This is a genomic window from Bacillus sp. sid0103 (assembly GCF_019219025.1).
In genome coordinates this window covers 24038-41227 of the sequence record NZ_JAHUWN010000021.1, presented here as the reverse complement: position 1 = coordinate 41227, position 17190 = coordinate 24038, and the positions used below count along the sequence as shown (strand labels likewise).

Sequence of the window (17190 nt, the reverse complement as noted above, 5' to 3'; positions counted from 1 at the left end):
TGTGTTTTATATTGATTACAATATATTCCCAAATGTTATTGACAGAATAATTATATGAATCTATTATTTAATTGTTAACTAAAAATTTATTTAAGTTTACAATTAGTGAAGAACCTATCAGAAAAAGAAATAAAATGGAGGGATAAAGATGAATAAATGGATGGAACTTGCAGATCGTGTGTTAGATGGGGTGGAAGTAACCAATCAGGAGGCCCTTTCAATTTTAGAATGTCCTGATGATGACGTACTGCTACTCATGCATGCTGCTTTTCAAATTAGAAAACGCTATTATGGGAAAAAAGTAAAGCTTAATATGATCATGAATACGAAATCTGGACTCTGTCCGGAAAATTGTGGCTATTGCTCTCAATCTTCGATTTCGACAGCACCGATTAATTCTTACAGAATGGTGGATAAGGATACGATACTTGAAGGAGCAAAGCGTGCATATGATTTAAATATAGGGACGTACTGTATTGTTGCTAGTGGTAGAGGGCCATCTAATAAAGATGTAGATCACGTTGTGGACGCAGTAAAAGAAATAAAAGAAACATATGGATTGAAAGTTTGTGCCTGTCTAGGGCTGTTAAAACCTGAGCAAGCAAAGCGATTAAAAGAAGCCGGGGTAGATCGTTACAATCATAATCTCAATACATCTGCAAGCAATCATGCTAACATCACAACTTCACATACATACGAAGATCGAGTCAATACGGTGGAAACGGTAAAAGAATACGGAATGTCTCCATGTTCAGGTGTCATTGTAGGGATGAAGGAGACAAAGCAAGATGTAGTCGATATGGCTAACAGCTTAAAAGCTCTTGATGCGGATTCAATTCCGGTTAATTTCTTACATGCGATAGATGGTACACCACTAGAAGGCGTAAAAGAATTAAACCCACTTTATTGTTTAAAGGTATTGGCGTTATTTCGGTTTATCAATCCAAAAAAGGAAATTCGAATTTCCGGAGGCCGAGAAGTCAACCTCCGCTCACTGCAAGCATTAGGTCTGTATGCAGCCAATTCTATCTTTGTCGGTGATTACTTAACCACTACTGGACAAGATGAAACGGAAGATCACAAAATGTTACTTGATTTAGGATTTGAGGTTGAATCCGTAGAAGAGATGAAAGCAAGCTTAAAGTAGACGAGTTGATTCTAATATCAAATCACAGCAAAAGACACCCAGCATGAATCCGCTGGGTTTCTTTTGTTATTTATGGCATTTTTCGCATTTCTTTAAGTATTCCTAGATGACTCGTGGCAACCTAGCCTTATTTACAACCAACCGCCAATTTCCAAAACTGTCAGGACGATCTCAACCACGATAAGTGTTACGATAATCCATTCCACGAAAAGTCCCCGGATTGAATGGCTGATAGTAGAAAAACCATCCATGATGTTATACAAAATATCCGTTTTGCTTTTCAAAATTTTATAACGATCATTCAACTCGAAAAACACCACCATCCTGTCGTAAAACTCGCTGGCTGTGCTACTCGTCCAGGTAATATCAGGCTTATCCAAAATCATGATATAAGCAAGGGTATTATACTCATGACGGACGATTTTCGCGGTGGTCCGGGCAAGCTCCTTGTTGCCAATCCGCAGTTTGCCTTTCTCAAGCCTGTCAATCATGGTTTCAAGTTTGTCGTGGATCTTCCCAAGTTGTTCCTCCGTTTTCTCAAGCGCGACCGATTTAGCTATGACCGTAGAAATCAATTCAGGGTAAAACTCCTCATACTCAGGCACAACCACATATTCATCGGTCAATTCAAGGTTCTCGGTTTCAGTGATATGAAGGCAGTAGTCGTCGCTATATCTGTCCGCATGTTCAATCTCAAAGTCCGGTTCAAAGGAATGGATGTAGTGCAATAAACTGTTAATCTCATCTTCGCAGGAGTGATTAATGAAGACGATGCTGCCAAAGGAAAAGACTAGTACCATTTGCGAATCGTCTACATAGTTATGGAGGATTGATTCTAGAATAGCGCCTCTCAGGATTAAAGGCTGTTCCCAGGTGAATTTTTTTGGAATCCCGCAATGGATGGCAATTTTATTCAAGTCAATTTCATGGGTGACAGCAAATGCTTTAAAGGTAATTTCTTTCACTTTGATCACCTTTCCAGGGAATTGTCCTTTTTCGATTTTATTCTATTCTTAGCAAAAACATGCATCCACAGTCTAGAGTGAATTAAGGACTAGCCACTTTTTTATAATTGTAAAATATTGCATCTTATCCTCAGCAGAAGTGCATATAAACCTCTTTAGTTGGAAAAATATACATAGTGAATTAAAGGGGTGCCCAATAATGGTTCGGTTCCGCAAACGAAAAAAGTTAGACGAATGGAAGAAAATTATTTCACTGTCTCCTGGAGAAGAAACGATCGAACCGTTCAGTTCGGATCTTTCGGAAAACGAGCAAATTTTAAAAGATATGTTTCAAAATTGCGCTGACTTTATCATTCGTCCTATCTATATAACTGGCAAACCTAAAATTCTTCTTATTTATATAGAGGGGTTAACTGACACAAAAACTCTGGAGAATATGCTGTTCAAACCGATGGTATTTGAGGGGCTTCCCAACGATATAGGTGAAATTCGATCGATTGTACAAATCATGGAGAAACAGCTTTTATCTGCCACTCCTGTTAAAACTGTTTCACAGATTAACGAACTGGTTAATGGGGTCTTGAAGGCGAATGTCGGAATATTATTAGAAGGTGAATCAGAAGCATTACTTGTCAGTTTAACAGAATTTGAAATGCGGAATGTGGAAGAACCGGCAACAGAAATCACCATTAGAGGCCCAAGAGATGGATTTACAGAATTAATCCGGACAAATACCACCCTTCTCCGCAGAAGAATCCGCAGCACAAGACTGAAATTGGAGCCTCTCTCGATTGGCGATCTTTCTCAAACCGATGTTGTTATTGCTTATATTGAGGGAATTGCTCAGGATTCACTATTGGAAGAGGTACGTAAAAGGTTGGGCCGTATTAAAATTGACGCGATACTAGAATCTGAGTATATAGAGGAATTTATTGAGGACATGCCATTTTCGCCATTCCCGCAAATTCAAAATACGGAAAGGCCTGATATTGTTGTGGCCAACTTACTGGAAGGAAAAGTCGCGATTCTCGTCGATAATACTCCGTTTGTCCTCATTGCTCCAATGACATTTTGGGATGGACTTCAGTCGGTTGAGGATTACTATGAACGTTTTTTCTATACCAATTTCATCCGGTTTGTTCGTTATGTTTTGTTTATTATGACTCTCTTTTTACCATCTTTATATGTCGCGCTTTCAACCTATCATCCAAAACTAATACCCACTAAACTCCTTATTAGTATAGCGTCAGCTCGAGAGGGTGTCCCGTTCCCAGCCATCATTGAAGCCTTGATTATGGAATTTGTGTTTGAAGGGTTACGGGAGGCTGGGATTCGACTGCCAAGAGCGGTCGGTTCAGCGGTCAGTATTGTTGGAGCTCTTGTCGTCGGACAGGCAGCTGTACAAGCAGGTATCGTGTCTGCCCCCATGGTCATTGTCGTAGCTACAACCGGAATTGCCTCGTTTTCAATTCCACGTTACAATCTTGGAACTGCGCTTAGGCTCGTTCGATTTGCCATGCTGATTTTATCTGGAATCTTTGGTTTATACGGTACCACACTGGGCTTTATAATGCTGACCATTCATCTTGTCAATCTCCGCTCTTTTGGGGTTCCATATTTTACTCCTGTGGCCCCACAGATTCCCCGGGATTTAAAGAGCACTTTATTCAGGTCGCCTCGATGGGCCATGCAGTTTGGTCCAATTTTTACTTTTGGCAGTAATAAACCACGGATTCCTCCTGGACAAAAGCCGAGTCCGAAAAAAGGGGGAAGAGATGATTGAAGAAAAAGAACATTCTTCATTTAGTATTTTGTTTTTCTTTCTTTTTCATTTCAGGATGCTGGGATAGCAAAGAATTAAATGAACGGGCGATATGGCTGGCTTCAGGCTATGATAGTGCAAAAAATAACGGAGTAGAAATAAGCGGTCAAATTGTCATTCCTTCTAATATGCAAACCCAAGGCGGATCTGGAGGAGCGACAGAAAAGGGTTTTTTTACGATTTCTGCGAGTGGAAAAAATCCAATGGACTGTTTGGATAACATACAGTTAAAACTTCCAAGGGAGTTGTTTACTGGTCAGCGGCGTGTAATTATTCTCGGTGAACAATTTGCCCGTCGCGGACTTAAGAAAATGATGGATGCAAATCAAAGGAGTCCCGAAGTTAGTTTGCGAACGGATATATTTGTCATCAAGGGGGCTACCGCTAAAGAAGCACTTTCTCTAACCAATCCCTTAGAAAAGCCACCTGCTACTGCGGCTTTAAGTATACATGAAGAATCGGGAGGAAGAGGGAACACGACTTACTTAAATTTCATGTCGGCAGCTAACAGTGACGGTCTACGCCCCACACTGCCTGTTCTTGAGTTCAGCAGTTCTCAGAATGGAAAAAAAGCAGGGAAAGTGGGATCAGCTAATCCACCTCTACTACGGGTTGCAGGAGTTGCAATTTTTGATCAAAACCTAAAAATGCGGGGACTTTTGAATATGGAAGAAAACAAACATATGCTTTGGGTAATGGGAATTCTGAAAAAATTTACGATCAGTATTGCAAAAAAGGATAGTAATGCTAGTCTCCAATTAAACCGAATTAGTAGTAAAATTAAACCGCACATAAGTCATCATAATCAGATTAAGTTCATAGTCACTTTGAAGGGAGAGGGGTCCTTAAGGGAAAGTAATTCAAATTTGGACGTTCAGTACCACAATAATCTTAAACAGCGCGAAAAGGAATTCGAAACTTATGCCCAGAAACAAGTTCAACAAACGATAAAAAAAGTACAAAATGAGTACGGCTTGGATATCTTTGGATTTGGCGAAGTGATCCATCGAAAGAATCCAAAAAAATGGAAATCTTTGAAAAATGATTGGGATAAGAAATTTTCAGAGGCAGAGATTACAGTAAAAGCCGACGTAAAGATTACGGATATTGGAATGAATGGGCCCTCATTGTTGTATAAAGAAAGTGGGGTCAAAAAATGAAACTCTCAGCACTGCAAATTTTTTGGCTGATGTTCACTTTCGAAACGGGAAATATGATTCTGATTACCATTTCCCCAACTTTTCAGGTTGCTAAGCAAGATGCTTGGATATGCTATTGCCTGGCCGGAATTTTAGGTATTATGATTGTATACGTGTCCTCAAGGGCTGCCCTTCTATATCCAGGCAAAACACTTGTTGAATATAGTAAGCTTATTTTTGGCAAGTGGTTCGGAATGCTTATTGTAATTGTTTATCTTATTCAGTGGTTTTCTGTAATCGGTGAAATCTTGAGAGAATTTACAGAATTTACCATTATTGTACTTCTTCCAACTACACCAATATGGATATTAGTGTTAACCATGCTTTTGATACTAATCTATATAACTTACAGTGGAGGAATTGAAGGGATTGGACGGTGCAGTGAAGTGTTTGGTCCCATCGTACTCCTATCCGTTCTCATTATGTTGATTTTATCCGTATCCATTTTTAATTATAACAATTTTCTGCCTATCTTTACAGATACGGGATTCCTGCCAATTATGAAAGGTACCTTAACTCCGCTCTCTTTTCTTGGGGAGTCTGTCATGATGTTAATGCTCCTCTCGTTTATGGACCATCCCCAAAAGGGCCCAAAAAGCGCGGTTTGGGGAATTGCTGTAGCTTCATTGCTTGTTAGTTCAGTAGCTATTGGAGTATTACTGATATTGGGACCAGAAATTGCATCAAAGCTACGTCACCCTGCATTTGATACAGTCAGTTATGTTACGGTAATGGATTTTATTCAAAACTTAGAAATCCTGGCTGTTCTAGTCTGGATCCTTAGTATTTTTATTAAATTATCGCTTTACTTCTTTTTAGCCAATTATGGAACGGCACAATTGCTCCATATCAAAAACTGGCGGAAAATGCTCTGGGTTACCGTGCCCATCTTTTTTGGGATATCGGTCATCTTTCCTAACCCTACGTATAGCCTCATCTATTTGAATAAGTATTGGATCAATTTTGCCCTTCCGGTCAATATGGTAGGAATCCCCCTTTTACTATGGTTTGTAGGAAGTATACGAAAAAAATTTCAAACACATTTGTAATATGGCTGACTGATTGCTTCCATATCCAATCTTAAATGTAAGGCTCTTCTATTAGAAGTCCGGCGCTTTCACAATAATATCTGTTATTCTAGTCCAAATACGAATCATATATATTTATAATAAATAGAAAAGGAGGGAGGCAAGTTTATGAAACGATTAGCTGTTTTTTGCGGATCCAGTTTCGGCGCTTCAGAGGCTTATAAAAGAGGAGCCATTCTATTAGGGAGAGAGCTAGCAAAACGAAACATCACCTTAGTATACGGCGGTTCGAGTATCGGCTTAATGGGTGCAGTTGCAGATACGGTCTTAAGCGAAGGCGGACACGCAATAGGTGTCATACCTAGAGTGTTGGAAGAACGTGAAATATCGCATAAAGGATTAACAGAGTTAATTAAAGTGGAAACCATGCACGAGAGAAAAGCAAAAATGGCTGATTTATCTGATGGATTTGTTGTTCTGCCTGGCGGAACCGGAACGCTGGAAGAGTTTTTTGAAATGTTCACATGGGGGCAGATTGGGTTGCATCAAAAGCCATGCGGCCTACTTAATATTGATCATTATTATGACCCATTGCTCAGCCTTTTTGACCATATGATCGACCAAAAATTCTTACAAGAAAAATTCCGCACTATGGCAATCATTGAAGAAAAAGCAGACGCATTACTCGATATGTTTTTAGATTATAAACCTCCTACGATTAAGACATACGATTAGGGGAATGGAAAAGTGATAAAGATTGAATAAACACGTGTGGAATATTGTTGATTTTTTTGGGTTTTAGATTTGTAGAGATAAAGAGGCATTTGGATTTAATCGGGGTGAACCGTATCATAAGTACATTTAAAAATGAAAGGATGCTACAAGAGCATCCTTTTTGTATTTGTTCAGTTAGGTTAGTAAACGAAGTAAGAAAAATACTTGATCTGGAACAATGGCTTCTTATTTCTTAATTAAGCCGATCTCAACTAATCTTTGATATAGGAAGTCACCAGCGGTAATGGCTGGATATCTTTCTGGGTTATCCTCAGTGATACAAGAAGGAATGGTTTCTAGTAAACAGGTGCTGTATGGGTGCACAAAGAACGGCATGGAATAACGAGCTGTATTTTCGCCTGCAGGATTTACAACACGATGCGTTGTTGCCGGAATGACTTCATTTGTAATGCGGGATAACATATCCCCGGCATCTACAATAATTTGTCCTGGCTTCGCCTTAACTGGCATCCATTCTCCTTCACGAGTTAATAATTCTAGTCCAGATGCAGTTGATTCTACTAATAAGGTAATTAAATTAATGTCCTCATGCTCTGCAGCACGGATTGCAGTGGATCCATTGATTCATGTAATGGCGGATAATGAATAGTACGCAGGATACTATTCCCTTCATGAATCATATCGGAAAAGAAATTCGGGCGAAGATCAAAGTGCATGGCAAGTGCTTCTAACATATTGCGGGCAACTCGCTCTAATTCCCGATAAAAATTTAAGGCATATTGCTTTAGCTCAGGAAGCTCTTTTGGCCAAATATTCGCAGAGTATTGACTAGTTAGAGGATGTCCCACTGGCAATTCTTGTCCAACATGCAGGCTGTATTCGGACAAGTCAAGTCGCAAAAAGCACAAACCTGTCTGAATGTATGCCTTATTCGGACAAGTCAAGCCTCGAAAAAGTCAAGCCTGTCTGAATGAAGGGCGTCTTCGGACAAGTCATGCCCCGAAAAGGTACAAACCTGTCTGAATGCAGGTCATCTTCGGACAAGTCATGCCCCGAAAAGGTACAAACCTGTCTGAATGAAGGGCGTCTTCGGACAAGTCAAGTCGCAATAAGCACAAACCTGTCTGAATGCATGCCTTATTCGGACAAGTCAAGCCTCGAAAAAGTCAAGCCTGTCTGAATGAAGGGCGTCTTCGGACAAGTCATGCCCCGAAAAGGTACAAACCTGTCTGAATGAAGGGCGTCTTCGGACAAGTCAAGTCGCAAAAAGCACAAACCTGTCTGAATGTATGCCTTATTCGGACAAGTCATGCCCCGAAAAGGTCAAACCTGTCTGAATGCAGGGCGTCTTCGGACAAGTCATGCCCCGAAAAGGGCAAACCTGTCCGAATGCACACTCATTCCATTAATTATTTATAATAAGTATCACAAGTATTTCCAAATGCAGTATAGTTTTTCTTCAAAATCCTGCAAAATGTCCTTTTACTTAAATCGACATTGCACCACTCATAGATGCATTTGGTAGTTACTTTTCGATCTGGAAATAGGAGTGCAAATTCCTTCACATTTCGTATAACTGCGTCTTCGATCTTTTCGTGTCTACCGCACTTTCTACATACAAAGTCATAATTTTTAATAGATAGCAAAAAGGACTTACAAGTTTTACAATAAATTCCCTTATGCAGATGGTCATAAGTATATGTAGGGAAGACCGTAAATGGGTTTTTGGTTTTATGCAATGAAATTAATATTTGGGCTAGTTTCTTGTGGCCATCATTTAGCTTCGACGGTGTATTATTTAAATCTCTTAAAAAACCATTAACCTGTGTTGGTAAAATTATGGGATCATCCAGTGGGGCTTGATATAAGGTGAATTCGGGGTTGATAAAAATCACGAAGGGTTCAACCAGGTAATTTAGCTTGAGGTTATGGAGCAGCTGGCGAAGAAGAAGTGCAGCCCTTTTTAACTGGTCTACAGGATTCTTATATTCACGATGGTTTGCCACGGTATAAAGGTTGCCCGATTTTATATAACATTCACCTTCATAGTTTTTTATATCCAAAAGGTGAATAACTCCCTGTGAAATTATAAATTTGTCAATTTGAAAATATGAGTTGTTTACTTCAAGCAATAAGTCATTGACGACATACCTTTCCTCTTGGAGATTTTCTGCAAGTTTGTCAAATTGTAATTCACCTTCAAAGCCTTTCTCTAGGTTTAAATGGCGATACTTCTCCTTTTCAGTTAACTCCATTCGCGCGTCCAAATAGCGCAAAACTAATAATTCTTCCGACTCTGTTCGATCTTTAAGTAACATAAGCCACATCCTTTCTTATCACTACTCTCATTTTATAAAAAATTAACAAGGTTCCATTCAAGGAATATGAATATTCTGTTACATTTCAAGGAATTTTGGGCTTAATAAAAAGGCAGGCTTCTCCAAGCCTTCCTTTCCTAATGCGTCCCGTTGACATCCAATGTCGAGTTACTAACATGTTTCTTCTTAAATGTAGATGTATTGATTCTTTCTTGTAATTTTTCGTAGTATAACTCGGGATTGATTGGCAATTCTAGTGTTTCGTTTAACCAGGAAGATAGATAGATGGCATTAGAAATTTCTAGGGCTTTGACTCCATCTTCCCCTGGTGATAATAGAGGCGATCCTTTAAGAATGGCATCAATCCAGTTTTGAATTATGAGGGGATGGTTTGCATTATTACTAGTTACAGATATTTCTTTTTTTTGATAGTCAGGCATCCCGAATCCGCCTGTGTAGGACGAATTAAATTCACGTTCTGATTGTGCCAATTGAAAAAAGATGAGTTCCTCATTCTCAACAACAAGCTTCCCGCGGTCCCCGACAATCTCGAAGCGATTCGTTCCTGGTGCTTCTCCTGTTGAAGCAATAAACACACCTGTCGCTCCATTTTCATATTCCACAAATGCTGTAACATCATCTTCTACTTCAATATCATGATACTTTCCAAAACTAGACACCGCCCGAATTCGCTTTGGCATGCAGCCTGTTGTCCACTGCCAAATATCCAAATGATGAAGTGCCTGATTTAAGAGGACACCGCCGCCTTCGCCTTCCCATGTTGCTCTCCATTTACTAGAATCGTAATAGCTTTGTGGCCGGTAAATATCAGTAATAATCCAATTCGTTCGTTTAATAGTGCCCAGTTGGCCTGACTGAATAAGGTCTCGAATCTTTTGGTAGAGGGGATTTGCCCTTTGGTTATACATGATGCTGAACACTTTCCCGCTTGCTTTTGCTGCTGCATTCATTTCTAGTACATTTTTTGTGTAGACACCGGCTGGTTTTTCGATCAGGACATGTTTCCCTTTTGCAAAGGCCTCTGTCGCTAATTTTGGATGACTATAATGCGGTGTGGCGATTAGGACTGCATCGATCTCGGAGTCATTAAAAAAGCTCTCCTCGTCCTTGAAAATTTTCACATTACCCTTTGTCTCGCTTTTGACCCATTCAATGCGGCTTTCATTACGACTGCAAACCGCCGTTAACTCTGCTCCGTTGATTCGTCCTTGGTTCAGCATTTGAACATGTGAAGTGCCCATATTTCCTATTCCAATCACACCAATTCTAACTAAACCCATATATATCCCTCATCTATAGTTTAATATAAAATGAACCGTATTGTGGTACAGGTGTATCATTATTGATAAATTAAGTATAACGAATAGTAAAATCCGATGTCAATCACTATCTTTTTCGGACACATTCAAATTTCAGTTATAATAGAAGATAGATAGTGGAGGAAGGGGTTCATACTTTTGAACAACGATAAACAGGAGCAAACAAAAATATCAACTGTTCAAGTGATTACTCGAGCAGCTAATATACTGAGAGTTCTTAGAGATCATCCAAAAGGATTAAGCCTATCGAAAATTGCCAAAGAAGCGGGCCTTGCTAGATCTACGGTTCAAAGAATTGTTACAACACTGGAACAGGAAAGGTTTGTTACACCGGCTTCTGCTGACGAAGGTTTCCGTCTCGGGCCAGAGATTGCTATGCTGGCCGCGGCTGTCCAAAGTGATTTAAGGGAAGAGGTTAGACCATTTTTAATACAACTATCGCGTCAAGTCAATGAAACAGTAGACCTGTCCGTATTAGATAACGGTAAGGTGCTTTTTGTGGATCAAATAATCGCTCCTCATCCATTGCAAGCAACTTCACAACCCGGCGCATCTTTTCCATTACATTGCACAGCAAACGGAAAGGCCATACTAGCCTCGCTGCCAATAACTGAAGTTGAGAGACTGTTACCTGAGGACCTGCCACAGTACAATGAGAATACCATTACAAGCCGGAAAGAATTGTTAAAGGAATTAGAAGTAGTTCGTCAACAGGGGATTGCTTTTGCAAGGGAAGAGCACATACAAGGAATTTGTGCAGTGGGTGCAGTAATTGCTGATCAAATAGGGAATTTAAGCGCTGTCTCAATTCCGCTCCCATCTACTCGTTTTTATGGCAATGAAGAAAAGCTGGCATCCGCCCTTCGTGATACTTGTCAAGCGATTAACCAACACTTTAAAAATCATTATTCTTCGTACTAAGTTCAAAAACAAAATTTACCTTTATACAATGGAAGTTGAATAGCGTTGGAACAACAATTGTAGATTTCAATTGAAGTCTACTAAACGAAGGAGAGGAAAAATGGGGAATGGCGAATTTTACAGCAATCATTTTTTACTAGAAAAGGTTAGTGAGGGAGTTTATGCAGCGATCGCAAAAGAGGGCGGAGGTTCAGTAGGAAATGCAGGGTTTGTTGATTTAGGGGATCAAACCATTGTATTTGATACCTTTAATACGCAACAGGCGGCAGAAGACTTAAAAGTGATGTCAAAAAAGATAACGAACAGCCCCATTACATGGGTGATCAATAGTCATTGGCACGGAGACCATATCCGCGGTAATCAAGTTTTCAGGATTAGTACGATCATATCAAGTGAAGTTACATATCAAAAAATGAGGGAACTCCATCCGGCACGAATAAAGAAGCAGAAAGAGGGTTTACAAGGCCTAGCTGATTATATTGATTCATTAAAGGAGCAACTGAGGAATAATAATGAAAGGAAACTAGAGCATCAAATAAGCTTTCTAAGCGAATTCCAAGCCTCACTGCCAACATTAGAATTAGTATTACCACATCAAACGTTTAAAGAGGAAAAAACCTTTCACGGGACAAAAAGGAGTGCGAAACTCTTTACCTTGGGCGGGGGGCATTCCTACAGTGATGCGATGCTCTTTATCCCAGAAGAGAAGGTCATATTTATGGGGGATTTGCTATTCGTCCATACCCATCCAACCTTTTTTGATGAATCCAGTCCTGAACAATGGAGGAAAATTTTAAAGACTGTAGAAGAGCTTGATTTTAAAATAGCTGTACCAGGGCATGGTCCAGTTGGAACCAAAAATGATCTTAAAGAATTAATAAATTATATCGAAATTATCAGTCAGATTGCAAAAACAGCAAATAATGTAGATGATATACCTTTACCAGATAACTATCAAAATTGGTCATCTCCAGAAATTTATCAACAAAATCTTAAAAGACTACAGGACTGAATTAAGCATTATCCTTAAACTCTTTAATACAAAATAGATTTTTGTAATCAACCCAACTCATTTTTCGTTTTAAATATTCACGGAAGGAATAGCAGCTTTGTTCATGTGGGTGATGATAAAGGAATGCAATATAGATTTGTAACCGGGCTTGTATCATAAAATAATAGCTATTGTTTGTTTCTAATACAGGAATATCAATGACTTTTATCTTCTGTCCGTCCATATTCTTGAACTCTAGGCTTTTACATAACAAAATATCATCTTCTTTTTACTAGTTTGTTTCTATTATTATAACTTATTATCCCCGTGAAACCACCATTACATTAATGTTCACGAATAAGACTATTAATATAAAAAAACCAGATTCCTATTATTAGAATCTGGTTCTTTAAAAAGATATTCAGATAGGGGGAGCGCGTCATATAAAAATGTGCTTCCCTTAACAAATACTATTTTAAGCTAGTCTCATTTTAAAATCTTGATAGCCAAATTGGGACACAACACGACAATCGCCATCTTTATCTTGAATAGCGATGGCCGGTAATGGCATGCCGTTAAAGGTGGTGTTTTTGACCATCGTATAGATCGCCATATCACCGAAAACTAAGCGATCACCGCTCTTTAATGGCTGATCAAAAGAATAGTCTCCAATCACATCACCTGTAAGGCAGGTTTGCCCGCCAAGACGATAGGTAAATGGTTTCTCGCCGGCTTCACCTGATCCAAAAAGTGGTGGACGATAAGGCATTTCCAATACATCTGGCATATGGCAGGTTGCAGACGTGTCAAGAATCGCAATCTCCATACCGTTTTGATGAAGATCAAGGACAGACGTAATCAAGTAACCTGCATTAAGCGCAATGGCTTCTCCCGGCTCAAGATAAACTTCTAAACCATATTGATCCTGCATTCTCTTAATACACGCTTCTAATCGCGGGATATCATAATCTTCTCTCGTAATATGATGACCGCCGCCGAAGTTGATCCATTCCATTTGCGGGAGCCACTCGCCAAACTTTTCTACCACTGCATTAAGAGTGGTTTCTAAGTCGTCGGAGTTTTGCTGGCAAAGGGTATGGAAATGCAGCCCAGAAACACCTTCCAGTAAATCGGGACGAAAATGCTTTTTGGTTACACCGAATCTTGAACCTGGTGAACATGGATCATAGATGGCATGTCCAATTTGGGTGGAGCATTCAGGATTGATGCGCAAGCCAACTTTCCTGCCAGACTGAAGGGCTTTATCTTTAAATTTTTCCAGCTGTGAGAAAGAATTAAAGATAATATGATCGCAAATGGAAATAATTTCGTCTATTTCATCCTCACGATAGGCAGGGGCAAAGACATGATTCTCTTTGCCCATTTCCTCGTAACCTAGTCGTGCTTCGTACAAACCGCTTGCCGTTGTACCGCTTAAATACTCTCCAATGAGAGGATACATTGTTGTCATTGAAAATGCTTTTTGCGCTAAAACAATCTTTGCTCCTGTCCGTTTCATGACTCCGTTCAGGATTTTTAGATTTTTTTCCACTAGACCTTCATCAACTACATAACATGGTGTCGGTAATTCTTCAAACCGCATCTTAGTAAACTAACTCCGGCTCTTTCTTTTTCACAGGCTCATCGTCCACAAGCACTGGGTTAAAGTCTTCTACCCATGGAAGACCCCATTTGTTCAATTCTTCCATGAATGGATCTGGATTAAATTCTTCAATATTGAATACGCCTGGTTTGTTCCATTTGCCAGTCATGATCATCGCCGCACCGATCATTGCAGGGACACCTGTTGTATAAGAGATTGCTTGAGATCCGACTTCTTTATAGCACTCTTGGTGGTCACAAACATTGTAAACGTAATACGTTTTCTCTTCTCCATCCTTTTTCCCTTTGAAGATACATCCGATGTTTGTTTTACCAACTGTACGTGGTCCAAGTGATGCTGGATCTGGTAATACAGCCTTTAAAAATTGAAGTGGAATGATTTGTTTTCCTTCGAATTCAATTGGCTCGATGCTTGTCATTCCTACATTTTCAAGGGCTTTTAGATGAGTAATATAGCTTTGCCCGAATGTCATGAAGAAACGAATACGCTTAAGGCCTGGGATGTTTTGAGCAAGAGACTCAAGCTCTTCATGGTAAAGCAAATACATATCTTTTTCGCCAACTTCAGCGAAGTTATAGACGCGTTTGATTTCCATTGGTTCTGTTTCAATCCATTCACCATTTTCCCAGTATCTTCCGTTAGCAGAAACTTCACGGATATTGATTTCAGGATTAAAGTTTGTAGCAAACGGATAACCATGGTCGCCGCCATTACAGTCAAGGATATCAATTGTTTCAATTTCATCAAAATAATGCTTTAATGCATAGGCAGAAAATACACCTGTTACACCTGGGTCAAAGCCGCTTCCTAAAAGAGCTGTGATTCCAGCCTCTTCAAAACGCTCGCGGTATTCCCATTGCCATTTATATTCAAATTTAGCCGTATCTTCTGGCTCATAGTTTGCTGTATCCATGTAGTGTGTTTTTGTAGCTAGACAAGCATCCATAATCGTTAAATCTTGATAAGGTAAAGCTAAGTTCATGACGATATCTGGTTTTACTTCATTAATTAACGCGATTAACTCATCTACATTATCTGCATCAACTTGTGCAGTTGTAATCTTTGTCTTGCCGCCATCTAATTTCGCTTTTAAGTCATCACATTTTGATTTTGTACGACTTGCGATACAAATCTCTTCAAATACCTCACTGTTTTGAACACATTTATGGATGGCTACAGATGCCACTCCACCACAACCAATTATAAGAGCTTTTCCCATTTTCTTATCTCCTAACTTAATAGACTTTTGATCATGCAAAGAGGAATTTCATAACAATATAACGATGATCGAACGATGAAGACGAATGTCATAACCTCTTAAAAAACGTTTGAAACGCAACAAAAAAAGCAAGTGCATAACGCAAACCTGCGCACCACACTTGCTTGTTAGATATAATATCAATATTAAAAAGCATACGTATACCGTAATAGAAATCATATACTAATACGATAAAGGTCCTTGAAGAATAAGTAAGGAAGCTCTATAATATTCAAAATATATCATAATAGGATCAGAGTCTATATAGCAAATAATTACTTTTACTACTCTTATTGACCGTTTCACAAGTTGTGTGCTTATGCACTGGTTGTAAAGTAACCAACTTATAAAATTTGAGCTTTTAACTCAATCAATAAGGCAACTAGAGTTGCCATTCGGCATTTGACCCGGCTGTCCGTATGGCCTTAACTTCTTGAAGGAAGTGGTCAAAAATTATCTGCTTGGAAAGATCCAGACATATTGAATAATAGCTTTCCAATTTACGCTCTTATTATATTATCAGCATCTTATCTAAATGGCAATAAGAAATTTTAAAAGATTGTCGGAAAATATTAGAAGATGCCAAAGAGGAAGTTTTCCAAAACGAGAGGGGCGGTTTTAGTGGTTTTTAATGAAGCTCGTTCGACCACAAGAACTGTCACCGGTCTCTATAGAGAAAAAAACTGACCCCTATTCAAAGAGTCAGTCATCAATTCATTATTTATTCCCATAAGGATCAATCGTTTGAATCGTTCCATCTTCGTTATATTTTAGTTCAGTGTATTTCACAGAGCGCTTATGATTCACGCCATCTGATAACGAGCAATCATGATAGAACAGGTACCATTTTTCATTAAACTGGACAATCGAATGATGTGTGGTCCAGCCAATGACAGGAGTAAGAATCGTTCCTTTGAACACAAATGGCCCTTGTGGATTTTCGCTTACCGCATAAACAATTTTATGAGTGGTACCGGTAGAATAGGATAGATAGTAGAGACCATTGTATTTATGGACCCATGGCCCTTCAAAATATCTTCGGTCTTCATCACTTGCAAGAATCGGATTGCCGTTTTCATCTACAATGGAAATTTCCTGTGGTTCGCTTTTAAAAGTAAGCATATCGTTGCTTAATTCAGCAACTCTTGGTCCTAAAGCTGGTTCTGCAGCTGCTGGACCTTCAGCATCTGGGGTAAATGTTCCTGTCTGCCATTTTTCCAACTGTCCTCCCCAAAGCCCGCCAAAATAAACATATGATTTGTCATTTTCATCCACGAAGACAGCTGGATCAATGCTGAAGCTGCCTGGTATGTAATTTTCCTCTGGTGTAAAAGGTCCTGCAGGATTAGGGCTTGTCGCCACCCCAATTCTGAAAATACCATCTTTATCTCTTGCTGGGAAAAATAAATAATAGGTGTTATTTTTGTAAGCAGCGTCTGGTGCCCAAAGCTGTTTACTTGCCCAAGGGATATCTTTTAAGTGAAGAGCTTCTCCGTGGTCTACACATGGTACATTTACGTCATCCATGGATAAAACATGGTAATCTTCCATCTTGTATTGGTCACCATTATCATTAGATGGTTCATCATGATCAAGGTCATGAGAAGGATAAATATAAAGCTTACCTTCAAAGACATGTGCGGAAGGATCTGCTGTAAAAATATGCGTAACTAATGGTTCATTGGGCTTTGAGTTTTTCATCATAATATCTCCCCATTAAATAATTTAGAAACATACAATATTATTATAGCTGAAGTTAGATGACTTTGTATATCCAAACAACTAACTTTTTTAATAGCCCAAATATAAGCTCTGACTTATTAATAATGATTGAAAAAAAAG

16 protein-coding genes are annotated in these 17190 nt (G+C 39.2%); 7 read left to right on the top strand and 9 right to left on the bottom strand.

Translation table 11 applies throughout. The features are described 5' to 3' along the window. Window positions 1-148: 148 nt before the first annotated feature. Window positions 149-1147 carry a biotin synthase BioB gene (gene bioB / locus KW850_RS21480; protein ID WP_218349810.1) on the top strand — a complete coding sequence of 333 codons (999 nt, stop codon included), beginning with the start codon at window positions 149-151 and terminating at the stop codon, window positions 1145-1147. A gap of 131 nt (window positions 1148-1278) precedes the next feature. On the opposite strand, the gene KW850_RS21475 is transcribed toward bioB, so the two are convergent. Continuing rightward, window positions 1279-2112, bottom strand: coding sequence for an RMD1 family protein (locus tag KW850_RS21475; RefSeq protein WP_218349809.1), 834 nt, complete (start codon window positions 2110-2112; stop codon window positions 1279-1281). Window positions 2113-2311: 199 nt separating this feature from the next. Between KW850_RS21475 and KW850_RS21470 the strand changes: the two genes are divergently transcribed. From KW850_RS21470 to KW850_RS21455, 4 genes are all read left to right on the top strand, one after another. Continuing rightward, entirely contained in the window at window positions 2312-3895 is a 1584-nt protein-coding gene (locus KW850_RS21470) for a spore germination protein (RefSeq protein WP_218349808.1), read from the top strand. Next, complete coding sequence (locus KW850_RS21465; RefSeq protein ID WP_218349807.1) at window positions 3892-5094, top strand: Ger(x)C family spore germination protein; 1203 nt, start codon at window positions 3892-3894, stop codon at window positions 5092-5094. Before KW850_RS21470 ends, KW850_RS21465 begins: the two co-directional genes overlap by 4 nt. Next, complete coding sequence (locus tag KW850_RS21460; protein WP_218349806.1) at window positions 5091-6182, top strand: GerAB/ArcD/ProY family transporter; 1092 nt, start codon at window positions 5091-5093, stop codon at window positions 6180-6182. The genes KW850_RS21465 and KW850_RS21460 overlap by 4 nt, the downstream gene beginning before the upstream one ends. A 147-nt stretch (window positions 6183-6329) precedes the next feature. Next, the gene (locus KW850_RS21455; RefSeq protein ID WP_218349805.1) at window positions 6330-6896 is read left to right on the top strand and encodes an LOG family protein; all 567 of its coding nucleotides are present in this window, start codon (window positions 6330-6332) and stop codon (window positions 6894-6896) included. 225 nt (window positions 6897-7121) lie between these two features. Here KW850_RS21455 and KW850_RS21450 read toward each other — a convergent pair whose 3' ends face one another. The 4 genes from KW850_RS21450 to KW850_RS21435 form a co-directional block, all read right to left on the bottom strand. Next, window positions 7122-7469 carry a 2OG-Fe(II) oxygenase family protein gene (locus KW850_RS21450; protein WP_308128835.1) on the bottom strand — a complete coding sequence of 116 codons (348 nt, stop codon included), beginning with the start codon at window positions 7467-7469 and terminating at the stop codon, window positions 7122-7124. Continuing rightward, a complete protein-coding gene (locus KW850_RS21445; protein WP_218349804.1) occupies window positions 7469-7795 on the bottom strand; it encodes an isopenicillin N synthase family oxygenase in 327 nt (108 codons plus the stop codon). The genes KW850_RS21450 and KW850_RS21445 overlap by 1 nt, the downstream gene beginning before the upstream one ends. A 510-nt stretch (window positions 7796-8305) precedes the next feature. Then, window positions 8306-9151 (bottom strand): nuclease-related domain-containing protein, encoded by an 846-nt coding sequence (locus KW850_RS21440; protein WP_308128834.1) that lies wholly within the window; start codon window positions 9149-9151, stop codon window positions 8306-8308. A gap of 200 nt (window positions 9152-9351) precedes the next feature. Next, the gene (locus KW850_RS21435) at window positions 9352-10515 is read right to left on the bottom strand and encodes a Gfo/Idh/MocA family protein (RefSeq protein WP_218349802.1); all 1164 of its coding nucleotides are present in this window, start codon (window positions 10513-10515) and stop codon (window positions 9352-9354) included. 177 nt (window positions 10516-10692) lie between these two features. Between KW850_RS21435 and KW850_RS21430 the strand changes: the two genes are divergently transcribed. Beyond that, window positions 10693-11475: an IclR family transcriptional regulator gene (locus KW850_RS21430; RefSeq protein ID WP_218349801.1), complete on the top strand. Its 783-nt coding sequence runs from the start codon at window positions 10693-10695 to the stop codon at window positions 11473-11475. Between the two features lie 100 nt (window positions 11476-11575). Then, window positions 11576-12487 (top strand): MBL fold metallo-hydrolase, encoded by a 912-nt coding sequence (locus tag KW850_RS21425; protein WP_218349800.1) that lies wholly within the window; start codon window positions 11576-11578, stop codon window positions 12485-12487. Window position 12488: 1 nt separating this feature from the next. On the opposite strand, the gene KW850_RS21420 is transcribed toward KW850_RS21425, so the two are convergent. The 4 genes from KW850_RS21420 to KW850_RS21405 all read right to left on the bottom strand — a co-directional run bounded on the left by KW850_RS21420 (window position 12489) and on the right by KW850_RS21405 (window position 17052). Then, window positions 12489-12740, bottom strand: coding sequence for a DUF2535 family protein (locus KW850_RS21420; RefSeq protein ID WP_218349799.1), 252 nt, complete (start codon window positions 12738-12740; stop codon window positions 12489-12491). 201 nt (window positions 12741-12941) lie between these two features. Then, on the bottom strand, window positions 12942-14069 hold the full coding sequence (nspC, locus tag KW850_RS21415; RefSeq protein WP_218349798.1) for a carboxynorspermidine decarboxylase: 1128 nt from the start codon (window positions 14067-14069) through the stop codon (window positions 12942-12944). 1 nt (window position 14070) lies between these two features. After that, window positions 14071-15309, bottom strand: coding sequence for a saccharopine dehydrogenase family protein (locus KW850_RS21410; RefSeq protein WP_218349797.1), 1239 nt, complete (start codon window positions 15307-15309; stop codon window positions 14071-14073). 756 nt (window positions 15310-16065) lie between these two features. Beyond that, a complete protein-coding gene (locus KW850_RS21405; protein WP_218349796.1) occupies window positions 16066-17052 on the bottom strand; it encodes a glycoside hydrolase family 43 protein in 987 nt (328 codons plus the stop codon). Window positions 17053-17190: the final 138 nt, after the last annotated feature.